The sequence below is a fragment of the Alteromonas sp. KUL17 genome (assembly GCF_006538305.1).
Classification (GTDB): Bacteria; Pseudomonadota; Gammaproteobacteria; order Enterobacterales; family Alteromonadaceae; genus Alteromonas; species Alteromonas macleodii.
Genome location: NZ_BJKJ01000015.1, coordinates 21606 through 37743, shown reverse-complemented (window position 1 = coordinate 37743; position 16138 = coordinate 21606). Strand labels below are relative to the sequence as shown.

The following is a 16138-nucleotide window of genomic DNA, read 5'->3' as shown; positions in this document are numbered from 1 at the left end:
AAGTCTTTCCTAGATAGAACTAACGGGCGAGGATATCCCACTTTCCAGGCTTTACTGAGAAAATAAAATAATCATTACTTTCTTCAACAAACTTTATTCCCGGTATTTCATTCCTCTCACTACCATTACTCCATACTTCTTTTCCATTAAATAAAATCTGTGACGTTTGGGTCAGGATTTTAGGAACACCAATTTTGGCAGTCGTCTTTGCTGGCGAGTTGAGTACAATATTTAACGTGTCATTGTCGAATTCTAGCTTGAACAATATATCGCCTTTTACACTAGGTATTAATTGGCTGACTTTGGTTAGGTGTGCAAGATTTGGCATGACTTCATAACTTTTCCAAGCGACTGATGTTGGCTTCACACCAGCGATATGTTTACTCAATACAGTACTAGGAGCATTCCAGGCATGATTTTCTGTTCCTCTGGCGGGTAAGTATTCAGCTAATGTTGACAGCTCTGGATTGTCGACTTGCGGACCATAGCGCTCTTTCATTCTAGCGATAGCATCCTTATAACGCCCGGCTTTTGCCATTGCGTTATAAATCATCCATTCAAAATGAGGGCTCGCATAATGATTGGGCAATAATACGTTATCAACGATTTGCTGAAATTGAGTTGGCAACGCTAAATCAAAAAGGATGGCGACGGCATTTGCGCGATCATCCTTAAACATTTTATCGCTACTAAAATAACCGTTTTGCCAAAACTCTTTTTGAAAGGCTAAACGTATAGATTCAATACGCGCATTATAAAATGCAAGGTTCTCATCCCTATCCAGTTCGCTAGCCATTTTTCTTGCAGCCACAAGTGCACTGTAGTACAAGGCGGTTTGAATAACGTCATAATCAATGGTTTCCTGTGGTCCCCAATCAGTCCACTTCCAATCTCCAGTTCTGAACGTTGGAAGACCGTTCTGTTTAATATCCCAGAGCAGCAGGTATTTATGCACGAAAGGATATGCATATGACAATGTTTCTACGTCACCAGTATTGTAGTAATAGTGCCAAATACCTTGTTTAATAAACTGAAGGCTCTGCGCGGGGAGTTCTCGGAATCTTCCAGGACCCAAGCCAGCAAAAATGCCGGATTCGGTATCGCTAAACGCCAGCGTAACTTTGATGGCTTTCTTCAAAAGGTCTCGACCAGCTTGGTCCATAGAATAGAACAAGTAGCTTGCTTGGTCGGCGACGTCACCAATCCACAGGCCTCGTTCTCTATCGGGGGTGTCCATGAAGTTGTCTCTGGCACAAATATAAAGTGTATTTTCAGCCATTTGCCAGATTCGATTTAACCAAGCATCATCCGATTCAAAATATCCGGGAGTTTTGCCCACGCCCGTCCAGCGATATTTAAGTGCATGCACTTTTACACCTTTAGGAATGCTGAACTCAATGATTCGACCGTTGCTCCAAGAATAGCCTTCGAATTGTTGACGCCCAGATTTAGTTGTATATAGCGTTTCTATTGTGTTTAGGCGCATATTTGAAGCCACGCGAATTACTTTTCCCTTATCGGCTTCTACATCAAAGTAAGGTGTAAAATTTTTATTAAAAATCCAACTTGCACTGGATGGATGTTCCGTCCGAAATAAACGGAAATGATTCTTCAGAGAAATTAGTACAGTGCGATAAACCATAATTTACAAGAGGAGGAATTTCGCTTGGGAATAAGTCGAAAAAAGGTGGTCTAGGAGGCTGCTTAATAGGGTGAGCGTTAGGCCAGCGTTCGTCATTAAAGTGCGAAGTATACCAAGCCTCTTTAGTCCAATCTTGCATGTCGTTTCTTGCGTCGTAGTTGATACTCCACGCGGCAATACGGTAGGGACGTTTTTTTCTCTACTTTTTTATAAGCGTTATGAGTTTGGGCTTTCCAAGTTTCATCAGTCGCAATAAGCGTGTTGCCAACCTTAGCTTCAAAGATGAATCCACCTTTGTTTGAAGATATGTGTGTGCCTTTTTGACCATCATCTCCGTAATACCATGCAAGGGCAGCAATGGTATTTTTACCCTTCTTAAGATATGGACTTATATCGACCGTGTCATAATATTTGTTAGACGCAATAGGGTAGAAATCTACCCTGGGAGAGGGTTTCACCGGTGAGGGGCCGCCGGTGTAACTTCCTTCGAAGATGACGAGCTCACCATTTATCCAAAGCCAGTACTTTGTATCAGCGCTAATATAGGCAAGTGATTCCGAGGGAACCTTATCCAGTTCAACTTCTTTCCTTAGCGCGACCCATGAGTTTGGCTCAGTAAAGCGTTCTTTTACCCAAATCCATTGTGCAGTCCATGTTTTTGCTTGTACGGGGATGAAAAGGGAAAGGTTGATAGTGGCTATTAACATTAGCCAGATAAATCGTTTCATATACTTTTACCAATAAATTACTAATACAAGTAATAAGGTAATTTTTTAGAAAATTGATACCCTAATTATATCCACTTATAACATTTACGAATTTATTTTTGCTGAACCATGTTTGTTTAACTCACTGTAGATGAATCTTTTCGTCATTAAAAAGTTTGTAGTCATATAGTGAATGGTCAGGAAATATAGCCCCTGCTTGACTCAAGGTAAGTCCAAGGTGTTGTTTTAAAGCGGTAGATATCCAAGAAAACGTATTCGTCGTTGGAGCAAGGTCGCGCTTCTCGAATAGAGCGTCATCTGAAAGCCCAGGCCACGTTCCATGGACCGAGCCTCCTAAATGAGAGCCACCCGCAATAAACATACTGCTGGCTGTGCCATGATCTGTGCCGCCTGTTCCATTTTGTCGCACTGTTCTTCCAAACTCTGACGTGACTAAAACAAGGGTGTTTTTCCAGTCTTTGCCTAATTCTTTCTTTAGTTGCGCGATGCCGTCATCTAATTGCCCTAACTCCCGGGATAATCTGGCATTTTGGGCTTTATGGGTATCCCAGCCCCCCGACTCTATCATTACAAACTGAATGTTTGGTTTTGATTGCATTATGTCAGCACATTCACTGCATAATTTAGAAAAAGAGGCAGATGGGCGCTTCTTGCTATCACTCATTAAGGCACTTTTTATTTCTGTGCCAGAGGTCAGCGCTTTGGTCAGCTTTTCGTCATATTGATAAAGCGCAACGAGATCATCGGTTAAGCTGTCTATCGAATTGTCAAAATTGGATGGGTAAAAGTTGCGTCCTCGTGAAGAATCTCTAAATGCCAAAGGTGTTGACTTTGATATTGCAATGCCTTCAGTACCAAGAGTGTCCATAGCGCGACCAAGCCAACCAGATTGAAGGTTAGGAGCCCCTAAACCGCTTTCAAGATAATCTTGACCATCGAAGTGGGAGCGACCTTTATAGCCTGTAGAAGTTGCCACAATACACGATAGTTCTTTGCGCATGAATAAATCATGCACATTAATTAGCGACGGATGAAGTTTGTATTGATCATCTAATGAATAAGCGTTTTCAAGCCCAGTCACTAAATCTGGGCGAAGAGAGATGAGGTTCTTCTCAAAGGCTGGAATAATAGTATGTAGGCTGTCAACAGCGCCTCGTTGCAGTATCCATATCACACGCTTTAATGGTTTTGCCTTTTTTACTTCATTAACTGCGTACAATGTTGGAGAGTGAAGCATAATTGCACCGCTCGCTAAGAGCTTTAATAATGCACGTCTTTGCATAGCTATCTCCTCATAAACTCTGGGCTTAAAAATAAAAGAGCAAACGCACGGTCACGACTTTCTGCTCGAGACACTAGTTGTCTCGTGTGTTCAGATAGTGTTGAACCTAATAATTTGCTGGCCAGTTCAGGGATTTCAAACTGTCGGTTTATGCGCAAAGATGAGAGCCAATCTGCTCTTGCCATTAATCCATAGCCACTATTCCAGAAGTCCTCTGAGTCTTCATAACCAGCGGGACTACCTGCTTTGAAAGGTGCTTGGCCCATTTCAGCGAGACTACGGATTGCAAACCCTTCTTTAAGTGAAGTAAGGCCTATCCCTCTGCAAGTAGAGATCAGAAACTCTCTGGGAGTCTTGAATTTATCTAAGGTGTCTAACCAAGCGTGCGGATGAGTAACGAGTGCATGATAAATCGATTTGAGATCACCCTCTGTGTCTAACCAAGTTTGTTCTACATGTTTTAGTAACGCTGGTGAGGGGGTATCACTGACAACATGCTTAACTAACTTTCCGCTGATATGTTTAGCTGTTGCTGGTCGAGCTGCAATATACCTGAGCATGGCTTCACCTTGGTCTTCGTTTTCTTGAGCAAATAACCTGCCCAACAATGACTGTGAACCGGGTTCATGTCCGGCTTTTCTAAAGAAGAAAAGCCCAGCTTTTGTTTTTTCAGGGGCCTGAACACCCCACCCGGAAATACCATTTGCTAATGCGATAACATCGCTTTGGGTATATCCACCATTTACGCCTAAGGTATGCAATTCAAGTATTTCCCGTGCTAAGTTTTCGTTGAGCCCCTTTCCTTTTTTTCCCAAACGCGAGTTCTTGCCAAACGACTTTTCATTATTCAGGTATACGAGCATAACCGGATGGCGACAAACAGAAAGCAGCATGTCTGAAAAATTACCTAAGAGATTGGGAGCTATTGCCTCGCGTTCCAGTGTCGGTGAAAGCGCTGTCAGATATGCTCCCTGCGCAGTAACGCTAAAGTGATTTGAAAAGAAATCTAGCATTCTCCACATAAACGGCTGCGCGCTGCTAATTGCGTTATTGAGCGTCCCAATGGAGAGTCGCTTGTAGGTGGCTTGCCTAAACTTACGAGCCTCGTCTTTTGATTCTTCAGAGTTGTCTTTACGATATCGGTTAAGTGTCAAAGCAATTGATTGAGACGAATTCGTTTTATTTAAATGTATTGGTACTATTTGAGCGACAACATGTCCGACAGGGTCGTCAGCTGCTACTTTTAGTTCGAAAGGGGTAGCTCCTAGACCAAATCGATTCGTTGCTATTGCGGCCTTCATATTTTTACTCGTCATCACACGCGCTGGCTTATTGAATAAACAATACTACCGATAGGTAAGATCGCTAACTACATTCATTAAATTTACACACTATTTACATTGCTTTCAGGAGAAGATACAAGTCTATGGTGATACTTATTGATTATTTATGGCTGTATATGATTCCTTGGTTTTTGCTACGTGTCTAAATAAATACGATGACTTTTCTCTTCTATATGCTTGTATATACGATTTTTATTGTAATTTACAATCCAGCATTGAGGTGGCGTATGGTATTTGTATATTCTCCATTGAAATTATAAATCTTTAAGATTAAAAAAATTACGATCGAAATTGATTGTTAGTGATTTTTAATGATTGTGAGGGGTGATATTATAATTCACAATTCCTTAACATGATGTGTTGTTGGGGAAGTTGGGTTCCAAAAAAACATATTTATATTTGTTGTATTTATAGAGATTGCGTTCATGCACACCAACAAAATTAATGGCTCTCACCTAATTTTAAATAGCACGACGGCCTTTTTAATCGCCGTGAGCTCACCAACTATTATCGCTCAAGAAGTTAACGCTGCGATTAACAAGAGTATTTCTGATGACACCGAAGTAATTGAAGTAACTGGCGTGAGAGCTTCTCTTGAAAACGCGTTAAACGTGAAGAAAGAATCTTCCTCAATCGTCGATGCAATTTCTGCTACCGATATTGATGCGTTGCCCGCGCTTGACTTAGGTGAAGCACTGCAGGCTATACCGGGTATTCAACTAAACAGCGACGAAGAAGGGCGGCAAAGCACGATTAGCCTTCGAGGGCTTGGCAGTGGCTTTGTCAACACAACCGCATTCGGTCAAACATTTGCTACCCCTTCAGCAGCGAGCGAACTAAATGCTGTAGGGTCTCCTAATCCGTTTGCGGCATTTGAAGCTGGTGTATTTGATGGTGTAACGGTAATAAAAAGCCCTACAGCAGATCTACAAGAAGGGGGGATAGCGGGTGTTGTAGATATGCAACTCCAACAGGCGTTGTCTAAAAAAGATGGTAATTTCAATATTAGTGTTGGGGGGCGATACGAAGAGCTTACCGGAGAAATTGATGAAGAACTAAAGCTAGCAGGCGTTAAACATATCATTGATGACAAGTTAGCTGTTGCTTTTAAATTTGCTGGATCAGGTCAAACTTTTAGACGCGACACGTTTGATATTATTGACTATATAACAGTGGATACAGAAGAGGGCTTTGTTCGGGCAACCAATATAGACGAATATCGAGCACGGTGGGGCCTACCCGAGGATGCACAGCTAACTGCACCGGCGAGAGGGAGAAATGTCAGCGAGTTTAGTGAAGGAGATCGTCTTTCTTTCACTGGGAACATTGAATATAAGATAACGGACGACTTTAAAGTTGGAGCTCATGTTCTTTTTTCTGAGCGTAATCTTGATAACGGAACGAAGGAAGCAACGACTTTTAGCCCTGGATTCAATACCACACGACGAGACCGTGATAATTTTGACGGAAGAATCACTCTTGATTTGAACTCTGCACCGTTTGTATACGATAGAGTGTCAGATGATCCCGATTCTCCACTTGTTTATGCAGCTCCGAGATACAGCTTTGTGAACGGAAACTTGCAAACTGAAAACCGTAAAACTACGTTCAGGGAGAAGTCCGAAGGGCTTATCTTATACGCTGACTACATCACTGATGATTGGAGTTTCGACAGTAAAATTACGCATTCCGAAGCCACAAACCAATTTGCAAATGTGGGTATAAACTTTAATCATACTCAAGATTGGAGACGCCAATTTAATTTCACCGATGTAGAGGGCACTAGGAGAGATCTTATTACAGTGCCTACTGGGTTTGATGGGATTATTGACAGTGGTTACGGGAACTTGAACGATATCGTAGTACAAGGCGGCTTTGCGGTCCCTTATGTTTATAACGGATTGGTCTGGCAAGAACCTAATTTGAGTTCATCAACGGTAAGCTCTATTTCAGATGCAAACCAAGGAAGGCAACTGATTTTTGGCATAAACGGTCGTGTGCAGGACCTCGACCGAAAGGTTAGCAGTGTGGAGTTTAATAGCGCTCGCTTTCTTGACTTGGGTATAGGTGAAGTATTCAGGGCTGATGCAGTTAAATTTGGTGCTCGATTCTCACGTGAAAAGCTTAACAGCCTTGACCAACGGCAAGGTGCACCTGGTATTGATACAAGCAATATATCTGACGCATTTATAACTTCAAATGTCTTATCGGCGGTTCAGAACGAATATTTCAATGGCAACATTCCTGGAACATTTGATAATACTTCTGGATGGTTGACGATAGACAATGATCTTGCCATCGCCATTTTACAGCAGAATATTGCGCTCAATGCCTCCGAAATACCGACGGCTACATCGTTTAGTGTGGCTTCTCCTATTTTAGAGAGAAATAGAACGGGGTTTTGGGACACTCAAGATCGTAACTCGGGCTTGCCTACAAATATCGGGTTTAATTTTGGGGCTCAACAAGATATTACAGCATTTTACGTAATGTCAGATTTTTCCGGAGAATTCGGACCGGTACCCTATACTGGAAATATCGGTGTGCGTTATGTGGAAACCGACAACACCTTTGATGGTTTTGAGACACAAGTGGATGCTCAAGGACGCAATGGTATAGCGGTCTTAACTGAATTCAAAGATGATTATTCACATACGCTGCCAATGGCGAACATCGCTTTCGAGCTTTCAGACGATATTATTCTTAGAGCAGCATATTATGAAGGTATAGTTCGCCCAAACCTTCTTTCACAAAGGCCAACAGCTTCGCTTCGCGGGGGAAATAACTCGGTTAATTTGGATCTCCCAACAGCAACGGTAAGGCCTTACGACGCAACTAATTATGATGTGTCTCTAGAGTGGTATAACCGTGAAGGTAGCGCTGTTACTTTAGGATTTTTCAAAAAAGACATTACCAATTTGTTTGACGAGGAGGAAGGCTTCTGCCCGTCTTCTGGCACCAACCCAGTCATTGACCGACTATTGGGCCCAATTGAACGCGTTCCGGGAACAGGGGGCCGCGAGTTTGGCTGTATTCAGCTAACGCCGATTGTTGATGACGATGGTAATGAAAACCTACGTGAAGTAATTATTACTTCACCAATTAATACGACTGAAAAAATATCAGTCGAAGGTTTTGAACTCGCTATTCAACAAAACCTAGATTTTCTGCCTTTTCCATGGAGTGGATTTGGTGGCGTGTTCAACTATACAAACCTAAGACAGTCTGGCAGTGAGCTGGAGTTAACTCGTGTGTCGCCGGAGTCATTTAACGTAATAGGGTATTGGGAGCATAAAGGTATCAGCTTGCGGTTGGCATATAACTGGAGAGATGACCAAACTTTACGAGGTGCAAATTCCTTCTTGGGGACCAATGCCAGAACGCGGGAATCTACTGAGCGTCTTGATTTCGTAGGGTCGTATCAATTAAATGACCAGACCAAACTCTTCCTGAGAGCGTTTAACCTCACAGACGATGTTGGGGTGGAGTATTTGGGGTCCGACGAGCAAGCGTTAAGCCGATTGACATATAACGGCCGGATTTACCAGTTAGCGGTCAATTATCGATTCTAAACTATTGAGCAAATAGCCACCTACTTGTGGGTGGCTATTCTCTTGCTAACCAATTTCTCGATTAGTCTTAACCAATACTTATTAGTCATAACTGGTCATCTATTGCCATCAGTGTTAACGTTATGTGACATGAGCTGGCCTTAGAATGGAAAGACACCTAGTTACTTTTTATCGCAGTATGGGAGTCTTTAAGCGGCAGGATATGCAGTTACATAAACAAAATGCACCAGAATTTGAATTGACGTGCACATCGGACTATTTTCTTTCATTGTTCTTACCTGAAAGAGCGCGCATCTATGGCTATATATTTGCGCTTGTACAAAATCAATCCGTTGCTGATGACGTATTTCAAGATGTTTCCGTAGTACTTTGGAAAGAGATCAATTCATTCACTCCAGGAAGTAGCTTTACAAAATGGTCCAACGCAATTGTTTATAACTGCGTTCGAACGTATAGACAGAAAAATAAACGTTATTTGGTAGGCTTGGAAGATGAAACATTCGAACAACTGACAAGAATGTTTGATGATCAAGTTCAAACAGATAAAAAATGGTCGCTAGTTCAGTCCTGTCTATCTAGACTTACTGCTCACGCCTATCGTGTCTATCACGGCTTTTACATTGAGAACTTAAGCGCGGACGACATTGCAAAGCAGTCTGGTCGTTCGATATATGGCGTACGTAAATCTCTAATGTTACTTAGAAAGACATTGTTTGAATGTGTTGAGAAGAAAAGCGTTGAGGCCGATAGTTGAAAAGAACTAAACACTTTTCGGAACTCGTAGACCTTGCGGAGCAAGTAATCAATGGGGAAGCCTCTGATTCTTCACTAGAGCGCCTAAATGCGTTATTGCATGATAATGTTGACGCTCAGCGCTTTTATTTAGACTACATGCAGCTCCATACTGCACTCAAAACTGAGTCAAACCCTAGTGTAGAAGTTGTGAGAAGACGTGCTGTTTTCGATGAGGTTGTTGTGAGACCTCTACATTCCACGAATGAACAGCATCATTTTGAAAATACAGAAAAAAACAAATTCGATCTTCAGCAACGTGGCTCGAATTTAACGACGAACTCTTTTTGTTATCTATTAGCAGGCGCCCTTATTTTATTATGTATGTTAGTGGGGGGCTGGCTCTTCAACATTGTCTCAACAAGTGAATTAGTTATTGCTAAAGTTTTAAAGGGAGAGCTTGTAACTGAGGACTCTTCTAGAGAAAGTTTCAACTATTTGACACCAGGCTCATACAAAAGTCTTTCCCCGCTAAAGATAGAACTAGACTCAGGCGTTGTTTTGTCTTTCGACGCTGATTCAAGCTTTAAAGTTTTTAATGCTAGAGAAATAAAGCTAACTCAAGGATCTATTGAGGTACATCCAAGCACAAACGTTAATTTACAGATACATTCAGACGCTTTTGAAATTAATACATTCGGTGGGAGTCTAGTTCTAGACTTGATAGAAAATAAAGCGTTCATTAAAGCAAGCAAGGAAGTCAGGCTTTCTCCATCCATTTGGAAACCTCGTCATCTTTGGACATTCGATGAACGAGGAGCTACGGCATTTGACAGTGCAGGTTCTGCAACGGGCGCGTTAGGAAAAGGTATAACGAGAGTGGATGGAATAGTAGGGAAAGGAGCTCTACACTTTGACAATAGCTCGTATGCTAGGGTAGACGTAGGAAGCGGAGGTGGAATAGCGCCAGCTACGGGCACATTTTCTGTGAGTGAGGGAATAACAATTGAGGCGTTAATAATACCGGGTTATACAGGAAAAGCTCCTGACGAAGGGCGCTTTGGTGAAATTGATGAAATATTCCGAAAAGACCAGAGCGATAAAGAGCACAGAATTTTGCTCAGTTTCCAAAACGATCGAGGTAAGTCAATACTTCGCCCTGCTGGAGATTACAAAGAGTCATTGAGTTTTGGTCTGTATATTGTAGGTCAAGGGTACCATGAGCTTAAGCTTCCTTTGGACGGGAAATCTGGTAGGCCAATACTGAAAGCACTTAAAGATGGTGAGCCCCACCACATAGCAGCAACTTACAGTGTGAAAACTGGCCTTAAAGCTATTTTTATAGATGGTCAAATGTTAGCGAGCTATCAATATCCGGCGGGTTCAAAAGTTTTAAGTGGCGGGACTGGCGGAGCGAATATAGGAAACTCTCCAAATACATTAGAAAGCGATTCAGAAGCATATGCCGGAGTGATTGACGAAGTGGCATTTTACGATTTTGCTTTAACATCTTATACAATCAGAAATCACTTTGAAAATACAAAGAGTGGTCTTAGGTATTTCGGCTCTCGTCCCTTCAAAAAAGAGTTACCTTCTTCTTTATACCTTCAATTGCCTCCGTTGCAATGGATAGAAATTGACATGGATACCGGTCAGCCAATTTCCATATCAAAGCCTCAATAAATAAAAAACTAAGCTACGTTACAAATCTACTCTCTATTACTGAACACAAAACGGTAAGCAGTTGGTGTAAGGAATGTTCATTAGCATCGTAGATTTCCCATCGCTTTAAAGACAAAAAATTGGCAAGTTAAATGGGGTGAATGGGTTTTGTTTTCGAGTAAGGCATCACCATAGTAATCACGCTTCCCTAAAAAAACCACTTTCAAATTACTACGGCAACATACCCTATATTATCTTGTTAAACTTCCCGCAGCTTTGCTGCGGCGGCCGCGCGCTCCGCGCAGTTGTGCAGGTAGAACATGAGAAATTGGTGAGTGAGTAGGGGAGGTGAGTCTTTTTGTTGTGGGTGAGTCGTCCTCGTTTGTGCTTTAGTCAATGAGTCCGGGTAGGGTTCTTAAGCTGGGTAGGTGAGAAAAGGGTTTATTGGTTTAGGGTGTTTTAGGGTATGTTGCCGTAGTGGTCACCCTTATCCAGTTATCAACAAGGCTGTGGATGGTTTATTAGTTGGGTTTGCTGGTGTTTGATGAGTTATTCACTTTTTCAAAGTTAGTAGGGCGCCTGGTTACGCGCCCCCTTTATAACGCACTTTGTGTTGAATAGAACGGGTTGATTCTCAATAAGTCGGGTTTTGTTTGGACCTGTGTTCAATTTCTTTACACTTATCAATGCCAATTTTTATTAAGTGTAAATGTGGCTGACACTTTCTTTGTGTTTAGTGGGCAAATCATTGCAAATGCATTGGCACAGCTTGTGCAGAATGCTCACTTATTACTACGCTAACTTTGTAACGAGAGAATAATTATGCTATCCAATTATAGAAAAGCTGATAACGCTTTTCAGCGTTATCAGCTTAAAAACATGCGTAAAGAATGTCACGCTGCAGCTGAGAGCTTTTTAATACTAGTGACGCTTCCAGCGATTTTAGTGTTTGCTTGTTATGTTGCTTTAAGTGCCGCGGTTAATCACGAATTTTTACTAAGCTACAGCGTTGCATCGTTGACACTTACTGCGTGTTGGATTGCGAGAAAGCATTTCAGAAACGAACCGTTAAAATTACGAGAGGCCTTGCGAATTGTATTGCGTTTAGTCAAGAAAGTGTTTTAGCATACAATTTTTGGTATATCGCTCCACCTTGTTGTTGCACGCTTTGATAGATACTCTCTACGCATCGCATGCTTCTTACTGAAGCCCTTAGATGCTATTTGCATGCTACTTTTGCCGTAGCGACCGTTAATTGCATCAACAACATGCATCAGCCCGGCATTATCTTGAGAGGGTTCAAACAAGTCTCCTTGATAATGAGTTTGCGGCCTTATATCCAATAACCCTACACCGCATTTGTAAAAGCACACTCCTGGTTTGAATATTTTATCAATCAACGCTTTTATCGCGTTAGATGCAACACGCGTATCAAGTGTCGGTACCGCGAACTGGTGATACGCTGATTTCCGGTAAAACGCGGTATCATCATGCGGTGAGTTTGAAGCAAAGACGGTCATCGCACCGGCTATACTATTTTGCTTTCGTAATTTAACCATTGCCGCTTCACAATTGCCTACAATGTAACTCATTGCTGCTGGTCACGCGCTCCCCAAATGTTCTGGTGCTGTATATTTGCTGCTTGTCTGGCCTTACATCGTCCCACGCTATTCGAACTTTACCATTAAGCTCTCTGATAGTATTTTCCATCAGAATAGAAAACTGTTTGCGCATATACGTCGACGATTTTTTAGAGAGTTCATAAACACTGTGGATACCCGTAAACCCAACTTATTTAGCTGAAAAATCACTTCAAAAACGCTAGTTTCGCTATTGTTACAGTTAAGGTAATTTACCCTTATGATAAACGTTGACCAATACCCAGTTTTAAAGTCTCTCTTATGGGATATGCAAAATGTTTCTGAATTATCAGAGGCTGATGCATACCTGTATTACGAGAGCAGGTGGCGATTTGTTGATGAAGCTGAAATGTCCCAAGCTGAGCATGCACTTTTACAGAAACTGATTAAGATAGAAGGAAAGGGCGTATTTATGCCCAATGGATAAGTGATGATGTATAGAAGAGCACGGCATAACGCGATTCATAAGACATTGAATTTGTTTGTCCTTCTATCGAATCATACCGAGCGGTTCGCTCTGCGGTATCTTCATCTAGCTTTGGTAAACTGGTCAACGGTGAACTGGAGTTAATTAGAGAAATACGTGCAGACCGATACGGTGTTAGAACCGCGACAAAGGTCGACGATATACCAATAAAGCTAGAATTTATTTCTTTTAGTGATTACCGATTGAGTATGGCAGAAACCACCAGCTTACCCGTGCCGTCACTAGACCAAGACAGCTGTTATATTACTAAACTTCTCGCGCTGGCTGACAGGTATGCTTTTCCTGACAAAAAAGATTTCATCGACTTACTGACCATGCGAAGAAAGTGGAGAGTACCAAGCCAAAAAGCATGGGCTGTGGTAAAACGGCATAATGGTGAAGCCCCTTTCAAAACTCTTCACAAACAATTGAACATGTTCTTAGCTAACCCCGAGCCAATATTATCTGCTGCAGCGAAGTTAGATATAACTGACGCAGCAACGCTAGAAAATCTGCACCAGGGTGCAAGTGGGTGGTTGAAATTACATTTATGCAAATAATGTGAAAAGGCTTTACTAAGATTAAAGGTCGCACCATACCCTCATAAATTTGGCAACATCTATACTCATTTAATTAGAGCCTTCGCTATGTGACAAACAACAATTACTGGAGGGTTCGAGCTATGAGTGGTAATTACATTGAAGGTAACTACGTGTTTTGTCGCTTCAGACGCAAGAAAAACAGTACAGAGATGTTAGATGCTCATGATTATGGGTATAAAGCATGGCGTATCCCTATAAAGCGTAAGGGCTAGTAGGGTATCGCATTAGTGGGGGCCGGATAGCCCGCATTTTTATATTCTCACTTTGGACAACACGCCTTCAGCTATCAGATCCCCAGTCTCTTTGTCGAAGTCTTCAGAAGCATCAGCAAAGGTTTTACTCAAAGCAGTTTCAACTTCTTCGTTAATTGATTCAATGTAACCCAATGCCAGCTCATCATTTAAGAACGTCTTAGCTGCATGTGATTTCCAATGTCTCATTTGGATGTCAGCCCAGATGTAATGATTATTTTTAGACATTACCTTCATGGCCATCCGCAGTTCCTTGCGTCTGAATTGATTTCTGAATGGATGCGCTGAAATTACGTCGTAAAGCGGCGTAAGCCAATGGCCAGTATGGTCAAGGTAAACACTGAAGTTCTTTGCATGGCCATCAATGCCCATCAACAGCCAAAATACGTATTGCGCAAGAAAGAACTGATACATGTCATTTTCGCTATCAGTACTAAAGCGAAGTAGATTGGCTATCTCACTCGCACCCGGCCCCCCATTTGCTTCATACTTTGACTGGCCAGCTCTACCAAGTGCTTGGCACATGTCTTCTTGAGTAAGTCGATATATTAGGCCGTCTTCACCTTGTTGCCTATCAAACCGTTCAACCACCAGCGCTTTTTGGTCACCGAAAGTGCTTATATCTGCTTGAGCAACGTTGAATCCCAGGTAACGCATAAATCTCAGGCAGAACCATTCATTATCTACACTGTTTGTTAGCTTTAGCCCGTTTTCTAAATCATGTATTGGCAGTTTGAATATATGGGTTGTTGGAGTGGTACCTAGAGGGCGATGCCATTTTCCTTCATGAAGTGTCAGCGCGGTTTTCTCTTGTGCACCTGCAAGGGATATTCTGAATACGTCATCATCATCCATACCCAGTGTTTTACGTCTTACTGTATTCCTAAGGTGCGCTTCGATATCGGCATGACTCATTGCCTCAAGCTTCAATTCGTCTATCCCATCGACGGGTTCCGGTGTCAAAGAAAGAGAGCCAACGCAATCACGGCCAATCTCACTCAACAAATCCATTGTGTCTGTAGAGTAGGCGCCAACACGGTCAACAATTAACTTACGAATCTCTATGTCGTCCGGCAGTAGGTTGTCGAAGTAAAAGCGCACCAGGTCACCGGTGTGTCTCTTTTTGGTAAGCGGCATCGATAGACTAATTGGGTGTGCGTATTCTGCGGATAGCCACTCATCGTCGTAAGTAAATGCATGCGTGGCACCAGAGCGCTCGAATGTACCTACGTGCCGGCCATTGATGCCCACTGAGAGATTGTTAGTTTTTCTCCTCTTAGCCATAACTATTCCTTAGCTTTATTCTTACTAACAACCACCGGCGTTCTCATTGGCTTACTGACAAACTTACCTGATTCCACTCTTCTTAATGGGCTTTTACCGTCTATTGGCGCGTTCTTGGGAATACGCTGTCCACCAGCTACTGGTGCTGTCCCATCTGTTTTATGAGTGTTTTGGTTTGTCATATCGACATTGATATTGAGAACGTTTAGAACCATCAGCACAGTACCAAATGACACGCTGGTGGGGTCATTCTCTAATCTCGATACAAAGCGCTGGTCTTTACCAATTTTAGTGGCCAAGTCTGTTTGAGACCACCCTAGCGCCTTGCGTGTAGATGCTATGTAGTGACCTACGTCTTTTGGGGTCTTAATTCTCATTGTTAACTCAATATATTCCATAAGAAGTATATTTATAAATATACCTTATATTGCATATTTTTCAATATTCTCTAAAAGGAATATTGCTTTTTTATTCCATATAAAGAATATTTGAGAACGCGGCAAGAAAGAAAGGGCGTTACCTCCACACCGTTATTAAGCGGTTCTGGAGGTAAACAAAGTGAAACGTTGTGATACAACTGAGAGGCAAGGGGGAATATAGCACCTGTTATCGGAGGTGCTTAAGGCCGGGTTTAGGAATTTGATACTGCTATAAGTTCATTTCTAATCGCGATAAGCAGTTCTTCAGCCTGAATGTTTTGACCTGCGATAATACCCACCAACGTTAACAAATCATCATTGGGCTCGCCACTGCGTACTGAATCGATTACTGCTCTAGCGGCCGCTGGTGGAATTTGCTTACGCGCTTCATTAAGTTGGCTTACCAATTGGTTAACTTGATTAAGTTGCATTGACATAGACCAAAACGTTGGCTTACTGCAACTGTCTGTTATACTTTTTGTAAGTACTAGCTGGCTCGTTCTTACTAATCGTGG

General features: G+C 42.1%; 14 protein-coding genes. 6 read left to right on the top strand and 8 right to left on the bottom strand.

All coding sequences use genetic code 11. From position 1 onward, the window contains the following. Positions 1-19: 19 nt before the first annotated feature. The 4 genes from KUL49_RS13660 to KUL49_RS13650 form a co-directional block, all read right to left on the bottom strand. Positions 20-1642, bottom strand: a complete 1623-nt coding sequence (locus tag KUL49_RS13660; protein WP_242633838.1) for a GH116 family glycosyl hydrolase — start codon at positions 1640-1642, stop codon at positions 20-22. A 122-nt stretch (positions 1643-1764) separates the two neighbouring features. Continuing rightward, positions 1765-2370 carry an alpha-L-rhamnosidase N-terminal domain-containing protein gene (locus tag KUL49_RS21215; RefSeq protein ID WP_242633837.1) on the bottom strand — a complete coding sequence of 202 codons (606 nt, stop codon included), beginning with the start codon at positions 2368-2370 and terminating at the stop codon, positions 1765-1767. Positions 2371-2491: 121 nt separating this feature from the next. Beyond that, positions 2492-3652, bottom strand: a complete 1161-nt coding sequence (locus KUL49_RS13655; RefSeq protein WP_131137649.1) for a DUF1501 domain-containing protein — start codon at positions 3650-3652, stop codon at positions 2492-2494. 2 nt (positions 3653-3654) lie between these two features. Then, entirely contained in the window at positions 3655-4953 is a 1299-nt protein-coding gene (locus KUL49_RS13650) for a DUF1800 family protein (protein WP_242633836.1), read from the bottom strand. 467 nt (positions 4954-5420) lie between these two features. Between KUL49_RS13650 and KUL49_RS13645 the strand changes: the two genes are divergently transcribed. The 3 genes from KUL49_RS13645 (at position 5421) to KUL49_RS13635 (ending at position 10982) form a co-directional block, all read left to right on the top strand. Next, complete coding sequence (locus KUL49_RS13645) at positions 5421-8567, top strand: TonB-dependent receptor (protein WP_131137647.1); 3147 nt, start codon at positions 5421-5423, stop codon at positions 8565-8567. A 202-nt stretch (positions 8568-8769) separates the two neighbouring features. Next, positions 8770-9321 (top strand): RNA polymerase sigma factor, encoded by a 552-nt coding sequence (locus tag KUL49_RS13640; protein ID WP_131137646.1) that lies wholly within the window; start codon positions 8770-8772, stop codon positions 9319-9321. Beyond that, positions 9318-10982 (top strand): LamG-like jellyroll fold domain-containing protein, encoded by a 1665-nt coding sequence (locus tag KUL49_RS13635; protein WP_131137645.1) that lies wholly within the window; start codon positions 9318-9320, stop codon positions 10980-10982. The genes KUL49_RS13640 and KUL49_RS13635 overlap by 4 nt, the downstream gene beginning before the upstream one ends. Positions 10983-12082: 1100 nt before the next feature. Here KUL49_RS13635 and KUL49_RS13630 read toward each other — a convergent pair. Beyond that, a complete protein-coding gene (locus KUL49_RS13630) occupies positions 12083-12553 on the bottom strand; it encodes a DUF4113 domain-containing protein (protein WP_131137644.1) in 471 nt (156 codons plus the stop codon). Positions 12554-12821: 268 nt separating this feature from the next. Here KUL49_RS13630 and KUL49_RS13625 point away from each other — a divergent pair, with 268 nt between their 5' ends. The 3 genes from KUL49_RS13625 (at position 12822) to KUL49_RS21210 (ending at position 13881) form a co-directional block, all read left to right on the top strand. Next, positions 12822-13028, top strand: coding sequence for a hypothetical protein (locus tag KUL49_RS13625; protein WP_131137643.1), 207 nt, complete (start codon positions 12822-12824; stop codon positions 13026-13028). A 248-nt stretch (positions 13029-13276) separates the two neighbouring features. Next, the gene (locus KUL49_RS13620; protein WP_131137642.1) at positions 13277-13627 is read left to right on the top strand and encodes a hypothetical protein; all 351 of its coding nucleotides are present in this window, start codon (positions 13277-13279) and stop codon (positions 13625-13627) included. Between the two features lie 122 nt (positions 13628-13749). Next, the gene (locus tag KUL49_RS21210) at positions 13750-13881 is read left to right on the top strand and encodes a hypothetical protein (protein ID WP_258312652.1); all 132 of its coding nucleotides are present in this window, start codon (positions 13750-13752) and stop codon (positions 13879-13881) included. Positions 13882-13920: 39 nt separating this feature from the next. On the opposite strand, the gene KUL49_RS13615 is transcribed toward KUL49_RS21210, so the two are convergent. The 3 genes from KUL49_RS13615 to KUL49_RS13605 form a co-directional block, all read right to left on the bottom strand. Next, positions 13921-15204, bottom strand: coding sequence for a type II toxin-antitoxin system HipA family toxin (locus KUL49_RS13615; protein WP_131137641.1), 1284 nt, complete (start codon positions 15202-15204; stop codon positions 13921-13923). Positions 15205-15206: 2 nt separating this feature from the next. Further along, on the bottom strand, positions 15207-15581 hold the full coding sequence (locus KUL49_RS13610) for a helix-turn-helix domain-containing protein (protein ID WP_131137640.1): 375 nt from the start codon (positions 15579-15581) through the stop codon (positions 15207-15209). Between the two features lie 254 nt (positions 15582-15835). Continuing rightward, the gene (locus KUL49_RS13605; protein ID WP_131137639.1) at positions 15836-16060 is read right to left on the bottom strand and encodes a hypothetical protein; all 225 of its coding nucleotides are present in this window, start codon (positions 16058-16060) and stop codon (positions 15836-15838) included. Positions 16061-16138: the final 78 nt, after the last annotated feature.

Coding starts and splice junctions, on each gene's coding strand:
- KUL49_RS13660 (WP_242633838.1), bottom strand. CDS start 1,642: ATGGTTTATCGCACTGTACTAATTTCTCTGAAGAATCATTTCCGTTTA.
- KUL49_RS21215 (WP_242633837.1), bottom strand. CDS start 2,370: ATGAAACGATTTATCTGGCTAATGTTAATAGCCACTATCAACCTTTCC.
- KUL49_RS13655 (WP_131137649.1), bottom strand. CDS start 3,652: ATGCAAAGACGTGCATTATTAAAGCTCTTAGCGAGCGGTGCAATTATG.
- KUL49_RS13650 (WP_242633836.1), bottom strand. CDS start 4,953: ATGAAGGCCGCAATAGCAACGAATCGATTTGGTCTAGGAGCTACCCCT.
- KUL49_RS13645 (WP_131137647.1), top strand. CDS start 5,421: ATGCACACCAACAAAATTAATGGCTCTCACCTAATTTTAAATAGCACG.
- KUL49_RS13640 (WP_131137646.1), top strand. CDS start 8,770: ATGCAGTTACATAAACAAAATGCACCAGAATTTGAATTGACGTGCACA.
- KUL49_RS13630 (WP_131137644.1), bottom strand. CDS start 12,553: ATGAGTTACATTGTAGGCAATTGTGAAGCGGCAATGGTTAAATTACGA.
- KUL49_RS13625 (WP_131137643.1), top strand. CDS start 12,822: ATGATAAACGTTGACCAATACCCAGTTTTAAAGTCTCTCTTATGGGAT.
- KUL49_RS13620 (WP_131137642.1), top strand. CDS start 13,277: ATGGCAGAAACCACCAGCTTACCCGTGCCGTCACTAGACCAAGACAGC.
- KUL49_RS21210 (WP_258312652.1), top strand. CDS start 13,750: ATGAGTGGTAATTACATTGAAGGTAACTACGTGTTTTGTCGCTTCAGA.
- KUL49_RS13615 (WP_131137641.1), bottom strand. CDS start 15,204: ATGGCTAAGAGGAGAAAAACTAACAATCTCTCAGTGGGCATCAATGGC.
- KUL49_RS13610 (WP_131137640.1), bottom strand. CDS start 15,581: ATGAGAATTAAGACCCCAAAAGACGTAGGTCACTACATAGCATCTACA.
- KUL49_RS13605 (WP_131137639.1), bottom strand. CDS start 16,060: ATGTCAATGCAACTTAATCAAGTTAACCAATTGGTAAGCCAACTTAAT.